The organism is Aeromonas veronii, from assembly GCF_040215105.1.
GTDB classification, from domain to species: Bacteria; Pseudomonadota; Gammaproteobacteria; order Enterobacterales; family Aeromonadaceae; genus Aeromonas; species Aeromonas veronii_G.
This window is the reverse complement of record NZ_CP157875.1, coordinates 2,074,287-2,096,569: the sequence shown is the minus strand read 5'-3', so window position 1 is coordinate 2,096,569 and position 22,283 is coordinate 2,074,287. Positions and strand designations below refer to the sequence as shown.

Sequence of the window (22,283 nt, the reverse complement as noted above, 5' to 3'; positions counted from 1 at the left end):
TCTTTCCCTATTATCTGATCCACTCGGAGGTGTCAGTGCAACGTTATTGGTCCGAGGCGAAACAACTCGTTCGTCTTGCCAGCCCCATTCTGGTCGCCCAGGTGGCCCAGATCGCCATGAACTTTGTCGATACCGTGATGGCGGGACAGGTCAGCGCCGTGGATCTCGCCGCAGTGTCGGTGGCCTCCAGTTTCTGGCTGCCGATCATCTTGCTGGTTCAGGGCATCATCATGGCCCTCACCCCCATCGTCTCCCAGCTCAACGGCGCCCGTAAACGGGACGAGATCCGCCCGGCCGTACACCAGGGCTTCTGGCTGGCGCTGATGGTGACCCCCATCGCCATGGTGGCCCTCTATTTCAGTCCGCTGGCGCTGCAATTCATGGACGTGGATCCCGTGATGGCCGCCAAGACCGCCGGCTATCTGCATGCCATTCTCTGGGGCCTGCCCGCCTTCGTGCTGTTCCAGGTGCTGCGCAACTTCAGCGAGGGGCTCTCCCACACCATGCCCACCATGGTGATCGGCTTCGTGGGGCTCGCGGTCAATATTCCGGCGAACTACATCTTCATCCATGGCCACTTCGGCATGCCCAAGCTCGGTGGCGTGGGTTGCGGCGTGGCCACCGCCATCGTGCTCTGGGCCATGCTGCTGGCGATGATCGTCTATGTGAAATTCTCCTCCCATTTCAAGAAGATCAACCTGTTCGCCCAGCTCGCCCGCCCCAACGGCAGCCGGCTCTGGCGTCTGTTCCGCTTGGGCTTCCCCATCGCCATGGCCATCTTCTGCGAGGTGACCCTGTTTACCGTGGTGGCCCTGATGCTGGCGCCGTTTGGCGCAGAGACGGTGGCGAGCCACCAGATAGCGCTGAACTTCTCGAGCCTGGTGTTCATGCTGCCCCTGTCCATCGGGGTGGGGGTCACCATCCGGGTCGGCCACAACATCGGCGAAGGCCGGCCGGATCATGCCCGGGTCGCCGCCCGCACCGGCCTGATGCTGGGGATGGCGGTCGCCGCCGGCACCGCCGCCATTACAGTACTGCTGCGCGAACATATCGCGGGGATCTACACCGATGATCAGCAGGTAATCGCCCTGGCGGCGATCCTGCTGTTCTTTGCTGCCATCTACCAGATCTCCGACTCGGTACAGGTGGTGGCCGCCGCGGCCCTGCGCGGTTACAAGGACACCCAGGCCATCTTCTACATCACCATCGTCGCCTACTGGGGCATGGGGCTGCCCACCGGCATGATCCTGGGGCTGACCGACTGGGTGGTGCCGCGTATGGGCCCGCAAGGCTTCTGGGTCGGCTTCATCGTCGGCCTGACCGGCGCCGCCCTGATGCTGGGGGCTCGCCTGCGCATCATCTATGGCCGCTTCGCCAGCCCCGAGGCCTGCACCGCCCTCTCCCGGGCCCAGTGATCGAGGCCGATGAGCAGCATCGCGAGCCGCGCTTTCCAGGCGGCTCGCCTGCAAAATCAACAGGCTGCGCAAGAACTGGGCAAACAGTCTCCTTTGTGCATGTCCCTTGTTGACAGCCTTGGGGGCCATGGGTAGTATGCCGACCACGCCAGCAATGCTGGCGTTGTTGAAGTGGGTTTATAGCTCAGTTGGTTAGAGCACTACCTTGACATGGTAGGGGTCGTTGGTTCGAATCCAATTAAACCCACCACTTATCTGTTCGTGATGCGTCCTTAGCTCAGCTGGTTAGAGCACCACCTTGACATGGTGGGGGTCGGTGGTTCGAATCCACTAGGACGCACCATCACGATACAACACAGAATTTGCGTCCTTAGCTCAGCTGGTTAGAGCACCACCTTGACATGGTGGGGGTCGGTGGTTCGAATCCACTAGGACGCACCATATTGCCGTGAATGAGTACATCTGCTCCATCACGGGGATAGCAGCACGGAACGATGTGGGTTTATAGCTCAGTTGGTTAGAGCACTACCTTGACATGGTAGGGGTCGTTGGTTCGAATCCAATTAAACCCACCACTTCCCTGCAATCAAAGTCGCACAGCGCACCCTGCGTCCTTAGCTCAGCTGGTTAGAGCACCACCTTGACATGGTGGGGGTCGGTGGTTCGAATCCACTAGGACGCACCAGATTTAAAAAGCCCGCTTCACAGCGGGCTTTTTGCATTTCAGCTTTCGGCAATTCTCTGGAGAGGAAAACGGGTTTGTACCGGCATGACCTCGCCTCCCCCGACGTCGTTATCACCACTGCGCTCCCCACATCTTCCTGTTTATTCTTTTTCTTTGCACAGCAGCAGCTTTTACTCCTACTGCCTCTTGGGGCTAGAAGAGATCCAGCTGCTGGCCGCAGATCCGCTCGAACGACTCGCCGATGAAGGGCAGGATGGCATCGGCGATGGGTTTGAGCTGCTTGTCGATGTAGTGCTCATAGTCGATGGCACTGCGCCGATATTCCAGCGGCTCGGGCCCGTTCATGGTCACCAGGTAGGCGATGGTACCCCTGTGCTGGTAGCGCTGGGGCCGACCCCGGCGCAGGTTCTCCTCGTCCGCCAAGCGTGCCGCGCGCACGTGGGGGGGCACATTCTTCTGGTACTCCTCCAGCTTTTGCCGCAGCCGCTTGCGATAGACCAGTAGATCGTCGTACAGGCCGGCCCGGGTCTCGTCCACCATGGTGCGTACATAGCCACTGGGATCCGCATCGTGAAACACCAGTTCATAGAGCCGGGTCTGGAACTGCTTGGCCAGGATTGTCCAGTCGGTGCGCACGGATTCGAGCCCCTTGAACACCAGCTGTTCCTCTCCGCCCTCGCCCACCAGGCCGGCATAGCGCTTCTTGCTGCCCTTATCCAGTCCGCGAATGGTGGGCATGAGGAAGCGGCGGTAGTGAGTCTCGTATTCGATCTCGAGGTAACAGGGCAAGTCGAACTCACGCTTGATCAGCGTCGTCCAGTTGGCGTTGATCATGGTGGCCAGCTTGCGACCTATCTCGTCCGCCTCCTCGGCACTGACTGCCCGCCCCAGGTGGACGAAGGTGGAGTCGGTGTCCCCGTAGATCACCTCGAAGCCCTCGCCCTCTATCCACTCCCGGGTCTGCTGCATGATGCCGTGACCGCGCAAGGTGATGGAGGACGCGAGACGCGGATCGTAGAAGCGGCACCCGCCGGAACCCAGCACCCCGTAGAAGGAGTTCATGATGATCTTGATGGCCTGGGAGAGCGCCTTGTTCTTCGCCGCCTTGGCCCTGTCCCGCGCCGCCCACAGGGTGGCGATGAGGTCGGGCAGAAAATGGCGGGTGCGGGAGAAGAGGGCGCCGCGAAAACCGGGCACGGCGGTATCGGGTTGCTGCAGGCCCTCTATCAATCCCATGGGATCGATGCAGAAGGTGCGGATGATGCTGGGATAGAGGCTCTTGAAATCCAGCACCAGCACGTGGCGGTAGAGGCCGGGCTTGGAGTCCATCACATAACCGCCGGGGCTCGCGAGGCCGCCGTCGGCGGGCAGATTCGGGGCCACGTAGCCGCCCCGGTGCAAGCGCGGCAGATAGAGGTTGGTGAAGGCGGCCACCGAGCCCCCCACCCGGTCGAGTTCGAGACCGGTGAGGGAGGCCCGCTCGATGGCAAAGGGGATGAGGTGGCAAAAATCGAAGATCTCCCACACCAGCTTGCAATCCTCCAGGTTGTAGCGGGCGAGCGCTTCTTTATCCGAGTGGAACAACTCGGTGATCTTCTCCCCCCGGTTGGCCACGTCCTCGATGTCCTTGCCACGGCCCAGCAGCTCGCTCGCCACCGAATCCAGGCTGTAGCTCGCAAACTGCCAGGTCGCACTTTTCAGGGTGTCGATGCCATCGAGCACCATGCGACCCGGGATGATGACGTTGCCGCTCTGGGGATCATTGCGCGACGAGCGCCAGAAACAGAGCTCACGCCCTCGCCCGAGGCGCAGTCGCCGCCCGCCGAGTTCGGCCCGGCGCAGCAGCAGGCGAAAGTCGAAGTTGACCACGTTCCAGCCGATCACCAGATCCGGATCGTGACGGGTGAACCAGGCCTCCAGCGCACCGAGCAGGGCATTCTCATCCGCCACCCACTCGATGGGGGTCTCCCAGCTATTGGAGTCCGTCTCAGGCACACCGATCATGATGACTCGCGCATCCTGCTCGCCATAGAGCCCCACCGAGAAGAGCGCCCCGTCCATGGCACACTCCACGTCCAGCGACACCCAGGAGAGCGCCGGGGTCATCCCCTGAGGCGCACAGCGTGCCTCGTTGACCTCCCAATAGCCCTGCTTGCCCCCCTTCTTCAGCACCCGGCCATCGAAGCGCACGCCGGCGGTGATGAAACGCTCCATCAGGTAGCGCTCCGGCAGCCGGATATCCGATTCAAAATGCTCGAGGCCACGGATGAGCAGCAGTTCGATGGCCCGATGAAAGGCGCTCAGGGTGGAGAAATAGCAGCCCACCACGGCCCGGCCATCGAAGGTATGCATGGGCAGCCGGCGAAACCGGCCGCTCACGCCGGATCCCTTGAACAGCTCGGCCGCCTCCTGCATGTGGCGCTCGGGCAGGAAGAACACCGGCTCCTGTCCCGGCACCACCAGCCGTACCGGCCCCTGGGCGCTCCAGAGCCACATCACGATCTCGGTGTGCGAGCCTGCCCCGCTGCGCCCACGCACATCCCGCCCGTGACGGGTCAGGATGAAACCGTCCTGGGGAGGCGGGTCCGGTGCAAGAAGGGGGCTGGGGGCTGGGGTCACACTCATGACGGCATAGGGAACAGGGTCTGGGATGAACCTATTGTACGTTCATACAGTACCTTGCCGCAAATGCCGTGCAAGGGGCGCAGGCTCCCCTTTTCCTCCCGCGTCTGCCATCTGGCCGCGGATTGGTGCATATTAACGTTATCATCAGCCATCGCCGGAGCCCCCATGCGTATTTCCCTGCTCATTCCCCTGCTGGCCGCCGGTCTCGCCGGTTGCAGCTCTTCAAACTCGTCGGTCGGCGTGGGGGTCGGCACCGGCTATTACGGCAGCGCCTACGGCGCCTATCCCTGGTGGTATGACGACTACTTCTACTACTGGGATCACTACTACCCCTGGTGCTGCGACAATCAGGGGGATTTCGACGAGCTCATCAAGAAGTGGTGGAGCGGGCTGGATGGGGATCGCCAGCAGGAGATCAAAGACAAATTCCACGACTGGCAGGATAACCACGGGGGTGCCGATCTCGCGGCCCTGCGGGGCGATTTCGCCACCCGCTGGCATGCCATGTCCCCGGAGCAAAAAGAGGCGCTGCGCGAACACAGCAAGCTGCGCCCGAGCGTCAGCAACCCCGAGCGCGCCCCCCACTCTCCGCTGGATGAGAGGGCCGCCCGCGCCGGACTGGATCGCAGTGCAGGAGGCGAGCACGGCGCCCTGCTCCCCACCAGCCGGCCCCAGACAGAAGGCGGCTTGCTGGCCCCCGCGCAAACGCGTCCCGAGGGTGAGCTCAGACCCCATCTGCCGAGCAACCTGGCTCCCCCCCTCGCCCGCCCCGCCATGCCTCACCGGATGGCGCCCCCCATGCGCAGCTTTCCGGGGATCCGCCGCCGATAGTGCGCCCATACTTCACGTTTCACGTCACCCCAGTGCAAGGAGCACCCCATGACACAACAGTGGCAACGCATCCCCTCCCGCATCACGGACGTGGGGGGCATCCCGGTCGCCCGCGCCATCCCGGTCAAGGAGAGGCGCACCATCGGGCCCTGGTGTTTTCTCGACCACATAGGGCCGACCCGGTTCGCCCCGGGCGCCAGGGGGATGAATGTCGGCCCCCACCCGCACATTGCCCTGCAAACCTTCACCTGGATGCTGTCTGGCGAGATATTGCACCGTGACAGCCTCGGCAGTGAGCAGATCATACGGCCAGGGCAGGTCAATCTGATGACCGCCGGACGCGGCATCGCCCACACCGAGGAGTCGGTGGCGGGCCACCCCGACCTGCACGCCGCCCAACTCTGGATAGCACTGCCCGAAGCCCATCAGGATGCCCAGCCCCGTTTCGATCACTACCCGGACCTGCCTCGCTGGCAGGAGGACGGGATAGCCCTGACCCTGCTTATCGGCGAGCATGGCGGACATCTGGCCCCCACCCTGCGCTTCTCTCCCCTGATCGGGCTGGATCTGCACAACGACGGACAGACTGAGTCAACCCTCTCCCTCCCCCTGGATCCCCAGTTTGAGCACGGCCTGCTGCCCCTGCAGGGTGAGGTCGCCGCCTCGGGCCAATCCTTCGCCCACGAAGAGTTGCTCTATCTGCCCCCCGGGACGCCCCGGGTCGAGCTGACCCTGGCCCCGGGGGCCAGGGTGCTGGTGATAGGTGGCGAGCCTCTGGCCCAGGCGCTGCAGATCTGGTGGAACTTCGTGAGCTTTGACAGGGAGGCCATTCGCACCGCCGCCGCCGACTGGGAGAGCGGCCATCCGCGCTTCGGGGAGGTGGTGGGCTACACCGGCCCCCGTCTCAGCGCCCCGCCCCTGACCGGGATCTGAGCCTGCCGCCATGGCAGACACCAACGAAAAGAGCGCCCTCGGCGCTCTTTGCTTTTTGCATGATTAGCAACGTGGCAGCGGGATCAGAACCCCTCTTCCTGCTCTGCCTGCAGGCGGGCACGACGCGCCATGGCCTCTTCCTGGGCACTCTCGATCTCGTGCAGCACGGCGTCGAGATCGATGGCTTCGGTGCTCTCCTCGAACAGGCCGGTCAGCTCGGTTTCCGGACCGAGCTTGCCATCTTCGAACAGCGCCCACATCTCCCGGGCGTAGCGGGTCTTGAGCAACTCTGGCGCATACATGCCGTAATAGGCGCGCATGTTGTTGACGTCGCGCTCCAGCATGGCCTTGGCCTGATTGTTGGCGGCGGCATTCACCACCTGGGGCAGGTCGATGATGACGGGCCCCTCGGCATCCACCAACACGTTGAACTCGGAGAGATCCCCGTGAATGAGGCCGGCACAGAGCATGCGCACCACGTAGCGGATCACCTTGCCATGATCGATGAGGGCCTGCTCCGGGGTGAGGGCCACATCGTTGAGCCGCGGCGCCACATTGCCATCCTCATCGGTGATGAGTTCCATCAGCAGGACGCCGTCCAGGCAGACATAGGGTCTGGGTACCCGCACATTGGCGGCTGCCAGCTTGAACAGGGCGTCCACCTCGGTGTTCTGCCACACCTCTTCGTGCTGCTTGCGGCCGTATTTTGAGCCCTTCTCCATGGCGCGGGCGTCGCGACTGCCCCGCACCTTGCGCCCTTCCTGATAGACCACCGCCTGCTTGAAGCTGCGCTTGGCCGCCTCTTTATAGACTTTGGCGCAGCGGATTTCGTCGCCGCAGCGCACCACATAGACGTCGGCCTCTTTGCCGCTCATCAGCCGGCTGATGACATCGTCGACCAGGCCGTCATCAACCAGAGGTTGGATTCGATTTGGAATTTTCATGACCGCCCTTTTACCTTATTTGCACCTTGTTTGCACTCTGTTTGCATCTCATTCTCCTCTGGCAAGATAACGCGAGCCGACACCGCTCGCCATCCCCCATCAAGAGCCTGACATCCAGACCTTGTCGCACCTCATCTCGTAAGGTGCCTGGCCCCGGCGCGTCCCCTATAAGACGTGAGGCAAATCCCGGGCCACATCATGCAAAACGGCCCGCGAGGGGCCGTGAAGATGAGTCAGGCGTCGGGGGGCAGCCCCTGGCGGATGCGCCTGATCCCCTCTTCGTAGAGGCCGTCCTTGCCCTCGTTATCCTCCTGGGTCTCGAAGATCTTGAGGAACCACATGTACTGCTCCGGGAAGCGGGTGAGTTGCCGCTCCACCATGCGGTTCATGGCATTGACGTCGGCCATCAGATCCTCGGTAGGATAAGGGTCGAACGGTGCCTCTATCTCCATCCGGTAGCAGTGCTCGTCCTCGTCATAGCAGGCCAGCACCGGCACGGCCCTGGCGCCGGTCAGCTTCACCAGCTTGGGCAGGGCCGGCAGGGTCGCCTTGGGGTGGTTGAAGAAGGGCACGAAGAGGCTGGCATCCCGGCCGTGATCCTGATCCGGCAGGTAGAAGAAGCTGTCCCCCGAGCGCAGGGCCTTGATGGCCGGCTTGATGCCGACGCTGCGCTCATAGACGCGCCCTCCCTTGCTGCGTTCGCGGTTGATGTACCAGTCGAATACCGCATCCTTGGGGCTCTTCATCATGGTGCACAGGGGAACCCCCTCGTCCGTGATGAAGCGGCCTATGGTGTCCACCGCCCAGGTGTGGGGCACCACGAAGATCATGGGGCGACCGGCGGCACGCTCGGCTTCGATGTGTTCCCAGCCACGCACCTTCATGCGCCCTTTCAGGTACGCCTTGCTGCGCCAAGTCATCTCGCCAAAGCCCATGAAGGTCTTGAGACCGGTGCGAATGGACTTGAGCAGCAGCGCCTCGCGCCCGGCCTCGTCGAGCTCGGGGAAGCAGATCTTGATGTTGGTCTCGGCGATATAGGCCTGTTTCTTCGAGTAGCGCAGCAGCAGGGGCGCCATGCCGTCGGCCAGCCTGTCGCGCAGCCTTGCCGGTGTCCAGGCGAGCCCGGAGAGCAGACCGAGGGCCAGCCAGCTGCCCCACCATTTGGGATGCAGCAGACGGGGATGAAATGAGGTGTCGAACACCGGATCTTGTGCGGACATGGTCGCCATCGAATCGTCAAAACAGACCGTTATTTTAGTGATCCTGACAGTTTTTTCTACCCTGAGCCCGCCAGAGTCCCTCTCCAAGTCACTGATCCGACTAGTTAGAAACAAAAAATGGCCCACATGGGGCCATCTTCAGCAGGCTATTCAGCCAAGGTTCAGGGAGTGGGAGACAAGCCCCGTCGAATGCGCTTGATCCCCTCCTCATAGAGGCCGTCTTCCCCTTCCTGATCTTCACGGGTATCGAAGATCTTGAGGAACCACATGTACTGACCCGGGTGGCGGGTCAGCTGGCGCTCCACGCTATCGTTCATGGCACAGGTATCGGCCAGCAGATCGTTGGTCGGGTAATCGGCAAAGGGGGCATCGATCTCCAGTCGGTAGCCGTGGGCCGCCTCATCGTAACAGGCCAGCACGGGCACCGCCTTGGCACCGGTCAGCTTCACCAGACGCGGCAGGGCCGGCAGGGTCGCCTTGGGGTAGTTGAAGAAGGGGGCGAAGATGCTCGCCTCGCGACCATGATCCTGATCCGGCAGATAGAAGAAGCTCAGGCCGGACTTGACCGCCTTGATCACCGGCTTGATGCCGGCACTGCGCTCATAGACACGGCAGCCGTTCTTGGCACGCTCGCGGTTGATGTGCCAGTCGAACACCGGATTGCGGGCGCTCTTCATCATGGTGCACATGTTCAGGCCCTGGCGGGAGAAGTAGTAACCCGCCGCATCGATGGGCCAGCTGTGGGGAACCACCAGGATCACCGGCCGCCCGGCCGCCTGCTCGGCTTCGATATGTTCCCAGCCGCTGACCTGGATGCGCTTCATCAGGTGTGCGGGGCTGCGCCAGGTGAACTCCCCAAACCCCAGCAGGCTCTTGAGGCCGACCCGGATGGAGGTCATCAGCAGGGCTTCCCGCTCCGCCTCGCTCTTGTCCTTGAAACAGATGGCGAGGTTGGTGCGGGCAATATAGATCTGCTTCTTGGAGAACCTGAGCACCAGGGGTGCCAGCGCATCGGCCAGCTTGTCACGCCAGCGGGGCGGCACATAGGCGAACACGCCGAGCACCCCGAGGGCGAGCCAGCTTGGCCAGTAGCGGGGGCGTAGCAAACGGGACTGAAACGAGCAATCAAATACGGGATCTTGGGAGGACATGGATAGGTCAATTGATAGAGAACAGCATTGGCGGTCATCGTGACAGGTAATACCAGTGAACACCACCTTAATCTTGGCTGAATCAACGACTATTTAAGCCATTTCACGGATTGACAAATATAAAGCCGCCGGATTGCCCGGCCATGAGCTTCATGCATATCCCACCATCCCGACGAAAAACAACACACCCCGCGAGGCGGGGTGTGTTGGGCATAGTGCAGAAGCGTGGCGCCTTAACGGTGAGCGGGCGTGCGCTGCGCCAGGCTCTGTGTCAGTGGCAAGCAGGCCATCAGGTAACGCAGGGCCACATAGGTGACCACCAGGGTTGCCACGGCGAGCTCCAGATTGGCCAGCAGATGGAGCTGCTCCACATAGTGCGCCGCCTCAGGCCACTGCGACAGCAGCTGACTGACCTTGTACAGGGCGGTGGCACCGATCACCAGGGGGAAGGTGAAAGCGGCAAAGCCCGGAGAAAACGGCAGACGCAGCAGCTTGAACAGGGAGAGATAGATGATCCCCGTCATCAGCACGGCGATCCCGAGCAGCACGGCCACCAGCAGCAGGGAGGGCTCGCCGGTCACGGTCAGATAACCGGCCAGTGACAGGCTGGCGGGCGCGGCCAGGATGGCGATGGTCGGCTTGGCGGCGTCCGGCACCTCGTGGCTGAAGATGAGGCGATAGAGCATCAGCGGCAGCATCAGGCCATAGCAAATCAGGCCGAACCAGAGCAGGCCGTTGGCCAGCGCGGCGAAAGGGCCGCCCGGATAGGCGACGTCGGCGACGATGATCCCCACCGGCGGCACGAACCAGCTCGGCACCATGTGATGGATCTCGAACTCCTTGGCCCGGTGCCAGACAAAGGCGGCGAGGAACAATAGGTGCAGCACCACGGCGAACAGCCATAGCCCCTGCCCCAAGGCCGGAGCCAATTGGCCGATGGCCTTGGAGACCACCATGGTGGCCATGGCATAGGTGGGCACCACGCTGCCGACCACGGGGTGGGCGAGATCCTGCCACAGCAGACGCGGATGCAGCAGGAACTTGCCGGTGAGGATAAGGAGCAGCACGGCGGCGATGGCAGCCCCCAGCAGTTGCAGGCGACCATCGAATTGACCGGCATTTTCCCAGCACCAGCCGAGGCTGGCGATCCCGAGAGCCAGCCCGGCCATGGGGGTCGGGGCGGCAGCCAGAGAACGACGGGTACGTGCGATCATGGTGGACATCCTCTTCTTGATGACGATGGCCATAGGATAAAGGGGACGTATCGTTTACGATATCTAAATGAATTGAATCAAGCGTTAAGGAAAACTAAACAACATGAAGCTCACGCTGCAACAACTCAAGGTGTTTGCCACTATCGCCCGCCACGGCAATCTGGGGTCGGCGGCGAACGAGCTTTGCCTCAGCAAAGGCGCCGTCTCCCAGTCGTTGCAGGAACTCGAGCGCCAGCTCTCGACCCCGCTGTTTGACAGGGTTCATCCCAGGTTGCAGCTCAACAGCGAGGGGCTCTTGCTGCAACCCGCCGCCGAGGAGCTGCTGACCCGGATGCAGGAGATAGAGCAGTTGTTCAGCCCCGACGCCGAGCCCGGCAGCCAGCTGCGCCTGGGGGCCAGCCAGACCATAGGCAACTATCTGCTGCCCACCCTGCTGGCGCACAGCGTCAAGGAGCTGGGGCAGCCGCCCCGGATCAACATCGCCAATACCCATCTGCTGTGTCACGCCCTCGCCCACTTCGAACTGGATCTCGCCCTCATCGAAGGGGAGAACCATCATCCCGAGCTGTTAAGCGAACCCTGGCTCGAGGACGAGATGCTGATCATCGCCCCTCCCGATCACCCCCTGGCCGGGCGTCTCGAGCTGCCCCTCAGTCAGCTCGCCGGCGAGACCTGGGTACTGCGCGAACCCCAATCCGGCAGCCGGGAGCAGTTCGAGCAGCAGCTTCAACCCAGATTGCCACGTTGGCAGGCGGGGCTTGAACTCAACACCCTGGAGGCGGTGATGCTGGCGGTGGAACAGGGTCTGGGCCTCTCCTTCATCTCCCGATTGGCGGTGGCGGACAGGCTCGCGAGTGGCCGCCTGGTGGCCCTCACCCCCAGCCGCCGCTTCCCGCGCCAGCTCTTCCTCGTCTGGCACAAACAGAAATATCACTCCGCCACCCTGCGCCGCTTCCTCTCCTTTTGCCGTACCCAGCCACTCACAGGGCTTCACTCGGGCAATGAGGACGGCGATACACCGGCCTGAGGCGCAGCACGACGCTCGATGACAAGGGCAGCGAAGAGCCAGCCTGATGTGAGAGTGATGACCCAATGATAGAGGGCGCCGCGGCGCCCTCTGTTGATCAAGACAACATCCTCGTGAGTGATCACGTCTCTGCTGGACGAGCGGGTGCCAACCCGGCCTCGACCCAGCCCAGCACCTGCCGGGTCAGGGCCTGGGGCAGCCAGGGAGAGTCCAGCAGGCCATCCTGCACGCAGCGGGCGAAGTGATCCGCCTCGTGCTGCATGCCGCCCCCCTCCACCGGCTGGACGATATCCTGGGGCCAGGAGATGGGCGGCACTTCCCCCTGCAGGCACACCCTTTGGGGATTCCACCATTTGCCCTCGATCACCAGTGTCCAGCCAGCGCCCGTGAGCGAGGCCGCCTTGTCGAGATCCTCCACGATGGAGGCTCCCAGCTCGGCATCCAGCGCCCCGCCGAAGACAAAGCGGGCGCTCAGGTCCACCTCCCCTGGCGCTCGCTGCAACTGCACCTCGGGAGCGCCCGCTGCCAACCCCAACTGCCGGCAGAAGGCGGCATAGAGCCAGAGGGGATAGACCCCCACATCCCAAGCGGCTCCCCCGTCCAGGGCGGGATCGAACAGCTTGCCCTCCCGGGGCGGGGCCGAGCCGAATGCCGCCCGCAGGGAGAGGGGGCCCGGCAGCGCGGGCAGGCGCGAAAGCAGGGTGCGCATGGCGGGGAAGCACATCACCTTCATGGCTTCGAGCAGCAGCACCTTATGCTGCCGGGCGAGCGCGACCAGTTCATCCCAATCATCAACACGGGTGACGGCAGGTTTTTCCACCAGCACGTGCTTGCCTGCCAGCAGCATCTCCCTGATGAGGGGGGCATGCTGTGGGTGGATCACCGCCACATAGACGGCGTCCACCTCGGGGCTCAGGGCCAGGGCCTGATAACTGCCAAAGGCATGCGGCAGGCCCTGCTCGGCCGCAAAGCTGTCGGCCCGCGCCTGATCCCGGGCGGCGATGGCCACCACCCGCCCCAGGCTGGCGTGCTGGTTGACGTCACGGCAAAAACGCCGGGCGATGGCACCGGCGCCGGCAATTCCCCAGCGCAGTGGCGCTGCCTTTCCCTCTGCTTGCATCTGATCTCCTGATAATGCTCGGCGCTCTTGCCCCACCTGGCGCTCTTACGCCTTGGCCAGGCTGCGCAGCCAACTAATTTCATCTCCCCAGATGGACTCGTCGATGGTCTCGAGGATGAGGGGGATGTTGTCAAAGCGGTCGTCGTTCATGATGTGGTGGAACACCGCCTCACCGAGGTTGCCCTGTTGCAGGCTGTGGTGGCGATCCACCCGGCTACCGAAGGTACACTTGGCACCGTTGATATGCATCCCCTTGAGGTATTCAAAGCCGACGATGCGATCGAAATCGGCGAAGACCTGGGCGCAGCTCTCAGCGCTGCGCAGATCGTAACCGGCGGCGAAGGCGTGGCAGGTGTCGAAACAGACCCCGACCCGGCTCTTGTCCTCCACCCCCTCGATGATGGTGGCGAGGTGTTCGAACGACCAGCCCAGGTTGGTTCCCTGACCGGCGGTGTTTTCGATGATGGCGCTCACCCCTTGGCTGCGCTCCAGCGCCCAGTTGATGGACTCGCTCACCAGTTTCAGGCTGGCGGCCTCCGGGATCTGCTTCAAGTGGCTGCCGGGGTGGAAGTTGAGGTAGCAGAGCCCGAGCTGTTCGCAGCGCTTCATCTCATCGAGGAAGGCATCCCGGGATTTGGCGAGGCCGTCGGGATCCGGGTGCCCCAGGTTGATGAGGTAGCTGTCGTGGGGCAGGATCTGCTCGGGGCGAAAACCCGCCTTCTCGCAGGCGGACTTGAAGGCGCGGATGCTGGCGTCAGACAGCGGCGCCGCCTGCCACTGGCGCTGATTCTTGGTGAACAGGGCGAAGGCGTTGGCTCCGATAGCCTGGGCACGGGCGATGCAATTCTCCACCCCGCCGGCCGCACTGACATGGGCACCGATAAATTTCATAGGATCTCCTCTTTGGGGCGCCATTATGCCCAAGCCCGGTCCGCGCGCCAAACCGGGATCTTCGATGGCCGCCATAGAAAAGGCGCCCACAGGCGCCTCCCTTGCATGACTGGCACGACGATGTGGCCATGGGCAACCCGCGTCATGCCCGCCATCTCCGGGTTAGCTATCCGGGGTGGCATTCAACCCGGTTGCGGCCATTGCGTTTGGCCGCATACAAGGCGCCATCGGCTCGCTTCAGGATGGCGCTGAGCTCGGTGTCTTGCGCCGACAGGTGTGAAAAGCCGATGCTGCCGGTCAACCTGATGGTATTGCCCTCATAGGTGATGGGGTGCGTTTCAATCAGGGTGCGAATATCATTTAATATCAACTGGCAGATATCAGGCTGGCTGCCTGAAATAATGATGGCAAACTCTTCCCCGCCAATACGGGCAAAGATATCCTCTTTTCTTATTATTGTCTTGATGACGCTCGCGACCTCTTTCAAGACATAGTCGCCGGCATCATGCCCATATTTATCGTTCAGGTTTTTAAAGTGATCCAGATCCAATATACCGATGGCAAGCGGTATCTCTGCCAGCCGGGAGAGGATCAATCTGCGCTCCCCTTCATGCATGAAAGCCCGCCGATTCGCTGTCTCCGTCAAATAATCTGTCGATGCCTGCAGCTCCATCTCGGTCACTTTGAGATGCAACTGGATATTCAGTGCCAACCAGTTCGCCAGACATTGCAATATGATGGCATGTTCGAGGCTGTAATATGACGGCTGGTGGTGCGCGACATTCAAGGTGCCGATGCAGGTCTTGCCCTGTATCATGGGGGCATCCATGCAGCTGCCCATCCCGTGCTGGGACAATATTTTACAGTCAAGGTCAGCGGCGCTGCCCAAATCATCGCAGATCCGCAACACGCCGGTTGAAAATACCCTCCCCACCATAGTGCCTTGTATTGGAACCAATGACTCCATGGGGATGGCATTATTTCCCATCACGGCATATAGCCGCAGTGATGTCTCATTCTCTTTGATGGTAATACTGGCGCGTTCGGCAGAGAAAATATGAAATATCCAGTTTGCCATCACATTCAACACATCCTGAAGGGAGACGGCTTGTGTCAGATCCTGAATAAAGGCAATGGGCAGGGTTATTTTCTTGCCGGGATCGGCATGAGATAGAAAATCGGGGTCAAATACTCGCTCATCATGATGCATATATACCTCACACAACGCCCTGCACTCTGCGGTGGGCCCTTGCCACGCCATCAGGCGTTCAGATAACTGCCTATACGCTTTTGCGAGAGTATAACAATCGTGTGGGTTCTGAAACGCTTATCATCAATACGCCGGTCTTGTGAGCAAATGACAGACCCATAAAAACAATACTGACTATAAGGCGTGATGAAAGGGCGCCACCGCTCACACCCAGGATTGTGGCGCTCCTCTTGCCGTTATCTCCCCCTTCTTCGGGTGCCAATCACTCACAATGAACGAGGCGCCCGCAGGCGCCCCGTTTCGTTGTGCCAAGGCGATGATCAATAATCGAGACCGGCGCCGTAGGCAAAGAGGGGATCCTGGGAGTCGCTCGCCACGTCCGAGTCCTGAGCCAGCACCGCCTGCCAGCTGGAGGGAAGCTCGAAGGGCAGCTTGCCGCGGGCCTTGGCCTTGCCGCTCATCACATCGAACAGCGCCTGATCCAGTGCCCCGAAGTTAGCCAGCAGCACCTGGGCCGCCGGCGCCACCTCGGTCAGGATGGCGGGTCTGTCCAGATAGACCGACAGCACCAGGGGCACCCCGGCTTGCTGGATGGCCTGGATCTCCGCCAGTTCATCGCTGCCGTGATAGCTGCCCTCGTGAGCCGTCTCCTGCACCACCTGATCTGCACTGGCAAAGCCAAGCTGACCGAAGTGGATGGTGCCGAACGGGAAGCGCGCATCTTGCTCACCCGGGGTGTTGACCCGGGCGATGGCCAGATCCGCCTGCGCCAGATCCGTCACCACCGTGTAGCCATTGGCCTTGGCCACCTCGGCATTGACCTGGTAGAGGTAGACCCGTTTGCCCTCGGGCTGCATGGGCAGCATTGAACCCTCATTCTTCAGCAGCACATGGGCCGCGGCCTGGGCGGCCTGGGCCTCTTGCTGGAACTCGGCCTTGCCCACCAGGGCGACGGCGGCCGTGGTATCCACATAGGGATCCTCAAACAGCCCCAGCTCGAATTTCTGCTCCAGGATGCGGCGGGCGGCGGTGGAGAGCTGCGCCTCGCTCACCAGCCCGGCTTGCACCGCTTCCAACAGTGGCGCCGGATCCTCCACCCCGCCGAATTGATCCACCCCGGCGGTGATCGCCTTGGCGTAGCGCTGGGCCTGGGTCAACTTCTCCACCCCCCAGGACATGCCAAAGGGTACCGTCCAGGGGCTGACTCCAGCGCTCAGCTCCGCCTGGCTCAACCCTTCCTCGCAGCGGCTGTTGCAGTCATTGACGATGCCCCAGTCGCTCAGCACCACTCCTTCAAAGCCGAAATGGCCGCGTAAGAGATCGGTGAGGATCTGGCGATTGAAGCCAAAGCCCACCTCCTCGATGGCCTGGCCCTCATAGGTCAGCCCCTGTGGCAGGGCGTAATAGGGCATGACGGCCCCGACCTTGGCCTCGAATGCCCCCTCGAAGGGCACCAGGTGATAGGCAAAGTTGTTGCCCGGGTAGACCTGCTCCTTGCCCCAGGGGTTGTGGGCATCCAGCCCATCCTTCTGGGGGCCGGCGCCGGCAAAATGCTTGACCACGGTGACCACGCTCTCCTTGCCGATCCCGCCATCCCCCTGCTGGAAGCCTTCGATGTAAGCCTTGACCAGGGACTTGGCGGCCCGGTTGTTCTCGCCAAAGGTGCCATTGATACGGCCCCAACGCGGCTCGGTGGCGAGATCCGCCTGGGGAGATAGGGCCTCCTGGATGCCCACCGCCCTGTACTCCTGGCGAGCGATGTCGGCGAAGCGGCGCACCAGCTCGGCATCGCCGATGGCAGCGAAGCCCAGCGTCTCCGGCCATTGGGAGAAGGCACCGGCGGCGATGCTGGTGGCCTTGGGATCGTTGGTGAAGTGGTTGCGGGGATCCGTGCTGACGGTCATGGGAATGCCGAGCCCCACCCCTTCCAGCAACGCCTGGATCTGGTTGTTGTCCTCGGCGATGGCCGCAGGATCGCCCGCCATCCGGGTGATGAAGGTGTTGACTCCATCGGTCTTGAGCATCTTGTCCATGGCGGTGAGATTGATGCGCCCTTCCCCATCGAGCACCAGGGTGCCGTGCATCATCAGCCCCGCCTTCTGAGCCAAGGTGAGGCGACCCACCAGATCCTCTGCCCGTTCGGCGGCGCCGAGGCGCCAGTCTTCATAGGGGGTCAGGTTGCCGCTGCCATCCAGATCCTTGAACTGCAAGCCATCCTGTTCGATCAGGCTGGCGGTGCGATGACCCAGGGTGGGCTGCGCCGGCTTCGGGGTGGAGTCGTTGTCATTGCACCCGGCCAGCAGCAGGGCGCCGATGGTCAGGGCGAGCGGGGTCATCGCGAGACGATGGATGTTCATTATTGTTCTCTTCCTTGTGTGTGTAGGTCCGGCCACTCTAGGCAAAACGGACCCGCCTCACTTGCCATTCGGGTGCAGGAAGTTGACGGTTGGGAGCAGGCGCCAAAATTGTGAAAAGGGTTGCAGGATTACCTTTAGTTACAAAGTTGAAACATTAAGAGGAAGCTGGCTCACAGCAATTTTTGGCGACTGGCCGATGATGATGGGCCCTCGTCGACAAGGATTTCGCCGTGAAAACCGTCTCAAACCGGATCGCCCTGCACTGCCTCAACCACTGGCAGCGGCAGGGGCGGGATCCGGACCAACTGCTGCAGGGTGCCGGCATCGCCAGGGAGGAGCTGATCCTCCCCCATGGCCGCATCGATGCGCCGCGCCACTTCCGGCTGCTGGCCCAGGTCGCCCCCCACATGGATCTGGCGCGCAACTGGGCACCCCCCTCCCTCACCGGGCTCTTCACCGATTATCTGCCGCTGGCGAGCCTCTGCTGCAACGCTGCCAGCTGGCGTCAGGCGCTGCATTTTTTCACCGCCTTTCGCCCCCTCATCGGCGAGTGCGACCGGATCACCTTGCAGGAGGGGGATGAACTCGCGCTGATCAGCTACCACTCGGAGTCCGATCATCCGGACGTCGTCGCCATGAGCAGTCTCGCCAACCTGTGTCATCTCTACGCCCTGCTCCAGTTCTACCACCCGGGGGCCGGCCAGCTGATGCTGCCGACACCGGTGCGACCCAGGTTGTGGCGCGAACTGGCGGCCTGGCTGGGAGGACGGCTGCGGCTCGGGGATGGTTATCGGCTCTGCTTCCCCGTCCAGCTGCTGGATCAGGCCTATGGGAACCACAACGCCCCCCTGCAACCCCTGTTACTGGAGGAGCTGGATACCCAGATGCAGCGATTGCGCCCCAGCCCCCACTACAAGGAGCGGGTGCTCGGCCTCATCCGCCATCAACTGTGGCAGCAGGAGGCGGATCCGCGCACCTTGCTCGCCTGTGTCTGCGAGGCCCTGCGGTTGACCCGCTGGACCCTGCACCGCCACCTGCGTGAAGAGGGTTGCCACTTTTCGGCCCTGCTGGAGCAGGTGCGCCGGGAGGAGGCCTGCCGCCTGTTGCAAGACCCCAGCCTGCAACTGCAGGAGGTGGGGGGCCGGCTCGGCTTCGCCAGCCAGAGCAGCTTCACCCGCTTCTTCAAGGAGGCATTCGCCCTGTCCCCGAGTCAGTACCGTTCAAGGCGCAGCCGGGCCTGACGCCTCGCCAAGGGCATCCGTCAACAGCGCTCCCAGCCAGTGGATGAAGGTCTGCACCCTGGGGGCAAGGTGGCGGCGATGGGCATAGAGGGCGTGGATGGGAAGGGGCGGTGCCTGCCAGGCGGGCAGAATGATCACCAGCTCGCCGCTCGCCAGCAGCGACTCCACCCCGACTCGTGGTATCTGTATGATGCCAAGTCCCGCCTGGGCCGCCGCCAGATAGGACTCGCTGTCGTTCACCGTGAGACTGGCCCCCATGGGCAGTGTGGCGGGGCGTTCATCCTCCCCGAGGTATTCAAACCCGGGCTCGCCGCGCCCCTGCCCCGAGCCGTAATGGATCAGCCGATGCTGACCCAGATCGGCGAGACTCTGCGGTACCCCGTGGGCGGCCAGGTAGCCCGCGCTGGCACAGTTTATCTGGCGATAGTGACCTAGGGGCCGCGCCACCAGGCTGGAGGGCTCGAGTGTGCCGACCCGCACGACACAGTCGAACCCTTCCCGCACCAGATCCACCCGCCTGTCCGTGCTGCTCAGCATCAGTTGCAGAGCGGGATGGGCGGCCAGAAAGGCCGGCAGCGCCGGGATCACCAGGTGGCGAGCCATCCGGCTCGGCATGTCCACCCGCAACTGGCCCGCGATCTGCCCCGTCTGCCGGAACAGGCCGTCAAACTCCTCCATGTCCGCCAGCAGATCCCGGCAGCGGGCGTAGCAGAGCTGGCCGTCCGTGGTGAGCTGCACCCGCCGGGTGGTGCGCTGCAGCAGCCGGGTGCCCATGTGCTCCTCCAGTCGCCGGATGGCGGCGGAGAGGGTCGCCTTGGGGATCCCCAGCTGCTCGGCGCAGCGGCTGAAGCTCTCGAGTTCGGCGACCCGCACGAACATCCTCATTCCATCCAGTTGGTCCATGGTCATTGTTATCCAAATCGGAACAGTGCATTCATTATCGCCATCTTTATCCAGCATGAAAGCACCAATAGAGTGAAGGGGTCGGCTCGCCATGAGCCCTTCATCGTTCAGACAGGAGCCATACCATGACCAGACCCATCGCCCTCATCACAGGTGCCAGCCGCGGCCTTGGCAGACACGGCGCCCTGGCCCTCGCCGCCAGGGGCGTCGATCTCATCATCACCTACCGCAGCCAGGCCGGGGAAGCGGCCGAGGTGGTCGCCAAGGCCGAGGCCCTGGGGGTCAAGGCCCGGGCGCTCGCGCTGGATGTGGCAGAGAGCACCAGCTTCCCCGCCTTCGCGGACGCGGTGCGCCTGCTGCTGGCGCAAACCTGGCAGCGTGACCGCTTCGACTACCTGGTCAACAACGCCGGCATCGGCATCCATGCCAGCTTCGAGCAGACCACGGAGCAGCAGTTCGACACCCTGCTCAACATCCATTTGAAGGGGCCTTTCTTCCTGACCCAGGCCCTGCTGCCCCTCCTCGCGGATGGTGGCCGCATCCTCAATGTCTCCACCGGTCTTACCCGCTTCGCCCTGCCGGGCTATGCCGCCTACGCGGCCATGAAGGGGGGCGTCGAAGTGCTGAGCCACTACCTTGCCAAGGAGCTGGGCCCGCGGGGCATTGCAGTCAATGTGCTGGCTCCCGGCGCCATCGAGACCGACTTTGGCGGCGGCGCCGTGCGTGACAATCCGGCCCTCAACGACTTCGTGGCGAGCCAGACGGCGCTTGGCCGGGTCGGCCAGCCCGATGACATCGGCGACGTCATCGCCGCCCTGCTCTCCCCGGACAGCCGCTGGATCAACGCCCAGCGCATCGAGGCGTCCGGCGGCATGTTTATCTAGGCAGTGCGGAGCGCCGCTCTCCGCCATCCCCTGCCGATACAAACGAAAAAGGCCCCCGCGGGGATTGACATCCTGTTTGGCAAGGGCTCAGAGCGACTCGCCACCGCTGGCAATCACCGACTGATACCAGTGGAAGCTGTCCTTCTTGATGCGGCGCAGGGACCCGCCCTGCTCGTCCCTGTCCACGTAGACGAAGCCGTAGCGCTTCTGGTAGCCGTTGAGCCAGCTCAGGATGTCGGTGAAGGACCAGGCGCAGTAGCCGAGCAGTTCGACCCCGTCCTGCAGCGCCTCCTGGCAAGCCTTCAGGTGGCTCTGCAGGTAGGCGATGCGGTAGTCGTCGTGCACCTTGTCCCCCGCCGCCAGCTTGTCGAATTCACCCAGACCGTTCTCGGTGATCATCAGCGGCAGGCCGTAGCGGGACGAGAGGCGACGCAGGGCGATGCGCATCCCGGTGGGATCGATGGCCCAGTCCCAGTTGCTGGTCTCGAGGTGCGGGTTCGGGGTGGTCTTGTAGAGTCCCGGCACGCCGCTGGAGGGAGTGGTACCCTTCTGCCCCGTGGTGTTGATGCGCTGCATGGTCTGGCCACCGATGGGATTGTCGGTGAAGGTCAGGGTGTAGTAGTAGTTCACCCCGATGTAATCCGGCGTGCCCTCGCGCAACAGTTCCAGATCCCCCGGCAGGATCTCGGGGGCTTCGCCCGTCTCCCTCAGGTAGGCGAGCGCCGCCTGGGGATAGCGGCCGAAACAGTAGGCATCCAGCCACCAGAGGTTGGTGAACTCTTCCGCATTTTCGAACGCCAGCATGTCGCTCGGGGCGCAGGAAGCGGGATAGGCAGGGGAATAGGCGAAGCTCGGGCCGATGAGGCCACCCGGCACGTGCTGGCGGAACGCCTTGATGACCCGGGCGTTGGCCAGGAATGCCACGTGGTTGGCGGCGAAGAAACGTTTCCTGTCCTGCACGGCGGGCGGATGAGTCCCCAGCTGGTAGGCATTGGTCAGGTTATAATTCTGCTCATTGAGTGAAACCCAATATTTTACCTTGCCGGCGAAGCGCTGATAGAGGGTGACGCAGTAGTGCTCGAAGTCATCGATGATGCGTCTGTCTTCCCAGCCGCCGTATTCGTCCTGCAGCGCCTGGGGCAGATCCCAGTGATAGAGGGTCAGCACCGGTTCGATGCCGTGCGCCAGTAGGCTGTCGATCAGCCGGTCGTAGAAGGCGAGGCCCGCCTCGTTCACCGCACCGCGGCCGGTCGGGAAGATGCGCGGCCAGCTCACCGAGAAGCGATAGGCCTTGAGCCCCATCTCGGCCATCAGCGCCACGTCTTCTTCGACACGATGGTAGTGATCCACCGCCACGTCGCCGTTGCTGCCCTGGAACGTCTTGCCCGGCAGCTTGGTGAAGCTGTCCCACACCGAGGGGCCCTTGCCATCGGCATCCCAGGCCCCTTCCACCTGATAGGCGGCGGAGGCGGAGCCCCAGAGGAAATCGGCGGGGAACCCTTTGTACTTGGCATGATGCATCTGGTCTGTCTCCTTCTGCTTGAACGAGTGAGTGCCGCACAGCCTGGGCACCCCGAATGAATTGGCATCAGCATCGAACAGATCTAGAATTCCGTCCAATGACATTTTTGA

Annotated in this window: 17 protein-coding genes and 5 tRNA genes; 11 read left to right on the top strand and 11 right to left on the bottom strand. The window is 62.8% G+C overall.

Going from position 1 to position 22,283, the window contains the following annotated elements; genetic code table 11:
• The first annotated feature begins 35 nt into the window (after positions 1-35).
• The 6 genes from ABNP46_RS09590 to ABNP46_RS09565 all read left to right on the top strand — a co-directional run bounded on the left by ABNP46_RS09590 (position 36) and on the right by ABNP46_RS09565 (position 2,100).
• Entirely contained in the window at positions 36-1,415 is a 1,380-nt protein-coding gene (locus tag ABNP46_RS09590; RefSeq protein WP_349922156.1) for an MATE family efflux transporter, read from the top strand.
• A 173-nt stretch (positions 1,416-1,588) separates the two neighbouring features.
• A tRNA-Val gene (locus tag ABNP46_RS09585) sits at positions 1,589-1,665 on the top strand.
• Positions 1,666-1,681: 16 nt separating this feature from the next.
• Positions 1,682-1,758 (top strand) — tRNA-Val (locus ABNP46_RS09580).
• Between the two features lie 21 nt (positions 1,759-1,779).
• Positions 1,780-1,856, top strand: a tRNA-Val gene (locus ABNP46_RS09575).
• 57 nt (positions 1,857-1,913) lie between these two features.
• Positions 1,914-1,990, top strand: a tRNA-Val gene (locus ABNP46_RS09570).
• Between the two features lie 33 nt (positions 1,991-2,023).
• Positions 2,024-2,100: transfer RNA gene (locus tag ABNP46_RS09565), tRNA-Val, on the top strand.
• 192 nt (positions 2,101-2,292) lie between these two features.
• On the opposite strand, the gene ABNP46_RS09560 is transcribed toward ABNP46_RS09565, so the two are convergent.
• A complete protein-coding gene (locus ABNP46_RS09560; RefSeq protein ID WP_349922155.1) occupies positions 2,293-4,725 on the bottom strand; it encodes a DNA polymerase II in 2,433 nt (810 codons plus the stop codon).
• A gap of 165 nt (positions 4,726-4,890) precedes the next feature.
• Here ABNP46_RS09560 and ABNP46_RS09555 point away from each other — a divergent pair, with 165 nt between their 5' ends.
• Both ABNP46_RS09555 and ABNP46_RS09550 read left to right on the top strand, forming a co-directional pair.
• On the top strand, positions 4,891-5,556 hold the full coding sequence (locus tag ABNP46_RS09555; RefSeq protein ID WP_349922154.1) for a hypothetical protein: 666 nt from the start codon (positions 4,891-4,893) through the stop codon (positions 5,554-5,556).
• A gap of 48 nt (positions 5,557-5,604) precedes the next feature.
• On the top strand, positions 5,605-6,489 hold the full coding sequence (locus ABNP46_RS09550) for a pirin family protein (protein WP_349922153.1): 885 nt from the start codon (positions 5,605-5,607) through the stop codon (positions 6,487-6,489).
• An 83-nt stretch (positions 6,490-6,572) separates the two neighbouring features.
• Here the strand turns inward: ABNP46_RS09550 and ABNP46_RS09545 are convergent, their stop codons facing one another.
• From ABNP46_RS09545 to ABNP46_RS09530, 4 genes are all read right to left on the bottom strand, one after another.
• A complete protein-coding gene (locus tag ABNP46_RS09545) occupies positions 6,573-7,433 on the bottom strand; it encodes a PA4780 family RIO1-like protein kinase (protein WP_349922152.1) in 861 nt (286 codons plus the stop codon).
• Positions 7,434-7,666: 233 nt separating this feature from the next.
• Positions 7,667-8,662, bottom strand: a complete 996-nt coding sequence (locus ABNP46_RS09540) for a lauroyl-Kdo(2)-lipid IV(A) myristoyltransferase (RefSeq protein WP_349922151.1) — start codon at positions 8,660-8,662, stop codon at positions 7,667-7,669.
• A gap of 152 nt (positions 8,663-8,814) precedes the next feature.
• Positions 8,815-9,804 (bottom strand): lipid A biosynthesis (KDO)2-(lauroyl)-lipid IVA acyltransferase, encoded by a 990-nt coding sequence (locus tag ABNP46_RS09535; RefSeq protein WP_349922150.1) that lies wholly within the window; start codon positions 9,802-9,804, stop codon positions 8,815-8,817.
• 233 nt (positions 9,805-10,037) lie between these two features.
• On the bottom strand, positions 10,038-11,018 hold the full coding sequence (locus ABNP46_RS09530; protein ID WP_349922149.1) for a TDT family transporter: 981 nt from the start codon (positions 11,016-11,018) through the stop codon (positions 10,038-10,040).
• 103 nt (positions 11,019-11,121) lie between these two features.
• Here ABNP46_RS09530 and ABNP46_RS09525 point away from each other — a divergent pair, with 103 nt between their 5' ends.
• Positions 11,122-12,045, top strand: a complete 924-nt coding sequence (locus ABNP46_RS09525; protein ID WP_349922148.1) for a LysR substrate-binding domain-containing protein — start codon at positions 11,122-11,124, stop codon at positions 12,043-12,045.
• A gap of 121 nt (positions 12,046-12,166) precedes the next feature.
• On the opposite strand, the gene ABNP46_RS09520 is transcribed toward ABNP46_RS09525, so the two are convergent.
• The 4 genes from ABNP46_RS09520 to ABNP46_RS09505 form a co-directional block, all read right to left on the bottom strand.
• The gene (locus ABNP46_RS09520) at positions 12,167-13,165 is read right to left on the bottom strand and encodes a Gfo/Idh/MocA family protein (protein ID WP_349922147.1); all 999 of its coding nucleotides are present in this window, start codon (positions 13,163-13,165) and stop codon (positions 12,167-12,169) included.
• Positions 13,166-13,210: 45 nt separating this feature from the next.
• Complete coding sequence (nfo, locus tag ABNP46_RS09515) at positions 13,211-14,056, bottom strand: deoxyribonuclease IV (protein ID WP_349922146.1); 846 nt, start codon at positions 14,054-14,056, stop codon at positions 13,211-13,213.
• 166 nt (positions 14,057-14,222) lie between these two features.
• The gene (locus ABNP46_RS09510; protein WP_349922145.1) at positions 14,223-15,266 is read right to left on the bottom strand and encodes a sensor domain-containing diguanylate cyclase; all 1,044 of its coding nucleotides are present in this window, start codon (positions 15,264-15,266) and stop codon (positions 14,223-14,225) included.
• A gap of 320 nt (positions 15,267-15,586) precedes the next feature.
• A complete protein-coding gene (locus tag ABNP46_RS09505; protein ID WP_349922144.1) occupies positions 15,587-17,623 on the bottom strand; it encodes a glycoside hydrolase family 3 protein in 2,037 nt (678 codons plus the stop codon).
• Positions 17,624-17,853: 230 nt separating this feature from the next.
• Here ABNP46_RS09505 and ABNP46_RS09500 point away from each other — a divergent pair, with 230 nt between their 5' ends.
• A complete protein-coding gene (locus tag ABNP46_RS09500; protein ID WP_349922143.1) occupies positions 17,854-18,864 on the top strand; it encodes a helix-turn-helix transcriptional regulator in 1,011 nt (336 codons plus the stop codon).
• On the opposite strand, the gene ABNP46_RS09495 is transcribed toward ABNP46_RS09500, so the two are convergent.
• Positions 18,844-19,767, bottom strand: coding sequence for a LysR family transcriptional regulator (locus ABNP46_RS09495; protein WP_349922142.1), 924 nt, complete (start codon positions 19,765-19,767; stop codon positions 18,844-18,846). The two genes, ABNP46_RS09500 and ABNP46_RS09495, sit on opposite strands and share 21 nt — an antisense overlap.
• Positions 19,768-19,892: 125 nt before the next feature.
• On the opposite strand from ABNP46_RS09495, the gene ABNP46_RS09490 reads away from it, so the two are divergent.
• The gene (locus ABNP46_RS09490) at positions 19,893-20,651 is read left to right on the top strand and encodes an SDR family NAD(P)-dependent oxidoreductase (RefSeq protein WP_349922141.1); all 759 of its coding nucleotides are present in this window, start codon (positions 19,893-19,895) and stop codon (positions 20,649-20,651) included.
• An 87-nt stretch (positions 20,652-20,738) separates the two neighbouring features.
• Here ABNP46_RS09490 and ABNP46_RS09485 read toward each other — a convergent pair whose 3' ends face one another.
• Positions 20,739-22,172, bottom strand: a complete 1,434-nt coding sequence (locus ABNP46_RS09485; protein WP_349922140.1) for a glycoside hydrolase family 1 protein — start codon at positions 22,170-22,172, stop codon at positions 20,739-20,741.
• Between the last annotated feature and the right edge of the window lie 111 nt (positions 22,173-22,283).

Excerpts from the sequence above, each read along its gene's own strand:
- ABNP46_RS09490 (WP_349922141.1), top strand. The coding sequence starts at position 19,893 with ATGACCAGACCCATCGCCCTCATCACAGGTGCCAGCCGCGGCCTTGGC.
- ABNP46_RS09530 (WP_349922149.1), bottom strand. The coding sequence starts at position 11,018 with ATGATCGCACGTACCCGTCGTTCTCTGGCTGCCGCCCCGACCCCCATG.
- ABNP46_RS09555 (WP_349922154.1), top strand. The coding sequence starts at position 4,891 with ATGCGTATTTCCCTGCTCATTCCCCTGCTGGCCGCCGGTCTCGCCGGT.
- ABNP46_RS09505 (WP_349922144.1), bottom strand. The coding sequence starts at position 17,623 with ATGAACATCCATCGTCTCGCGATGACCCCGCTCGCCCTGACCATCGGC.
- ABNP46_RS09495 (WP_349922142.1), bottom strand. The coding sequence starts at position 19,767 with ATGGACCAACTGGATGGAATGAGGATGTTCGTGCGGGTCGCCGAACTC.
- ABNP46_RS09560 (WP_349922155.1), bottom strand. The coding sequence starts at position 4,725 with ATGAGTGTGACCCCAGCCCCCAGCCCCCTTCTTGCACCGGACCCGCCT.
- ABNP46_RS09545 (WP_349922152.1), bottom strand. The coding sequence starts at position 7,433 with ATGAAAATTCCAAATCGAATCCAACCTCTGGTTGATGACGGCCTGGTC.
- nfo (WP_349922146.1), bottom strand. The coding sequence starts at position 14,056 with ATGAAATTTATCGGTGCCCATGTCAGTGCGGCCGGCGGGGTGGAGAAT.
- ABNP46_RS09540 (WP_349922151.1), bottom strand. The coding sequence starts at position 8,662 with ATGGCGACCATGTCCGCACAAGATCCGGTGTTCGACACCTCATTTCAT.
- ABNP46_RS09510 (WP_349922145.1), bottom strand. The coding sequence starts at position 15,266 with ATGCATCATGATGAGCGAGTATTTGACCCCGATTTTCTATCTCATGCC.
- ABNP46_RS09485 (WP_349922140.1), bottom strand. The coding sequence starts at position 22,172 with ATGCATCATGCCAAGTACAAAGGGTTCCCCGCCGATTTCCTCTGGGGC.
- ABNP46_RS09525 (WP_349922148.1), top strand. The coding sequence starts at position 11,122 with ATGAAGCTCACGCTGCAACAACTCAAGGTGTTTGCCACTATCGCCCGC.
- ABNP46_RS09550 (WP_349922153.1), top strand. The coding sequence starts at position 5,605 with ATGACACAACAGTGGCAACGCATCCCCTCCCGCATCACGGACGTGGGG.
- ABNP46_RS09520 (WP_349922147.1), bottom strand. The coding sequence starts at position 13,165 with ATGCAAGCAGAGGGAAAGGCAGCGCCACTGCGCTGGGGAATTGCCGGC.
- ABNP46_RS09535 (WP_349922150.1), bottom strand. The coding sequence starts at position 9,804 with ATGTCCTCCCAAGATCCCGTATTTGATTGCTCGTTTCAGTCCCGTTTG.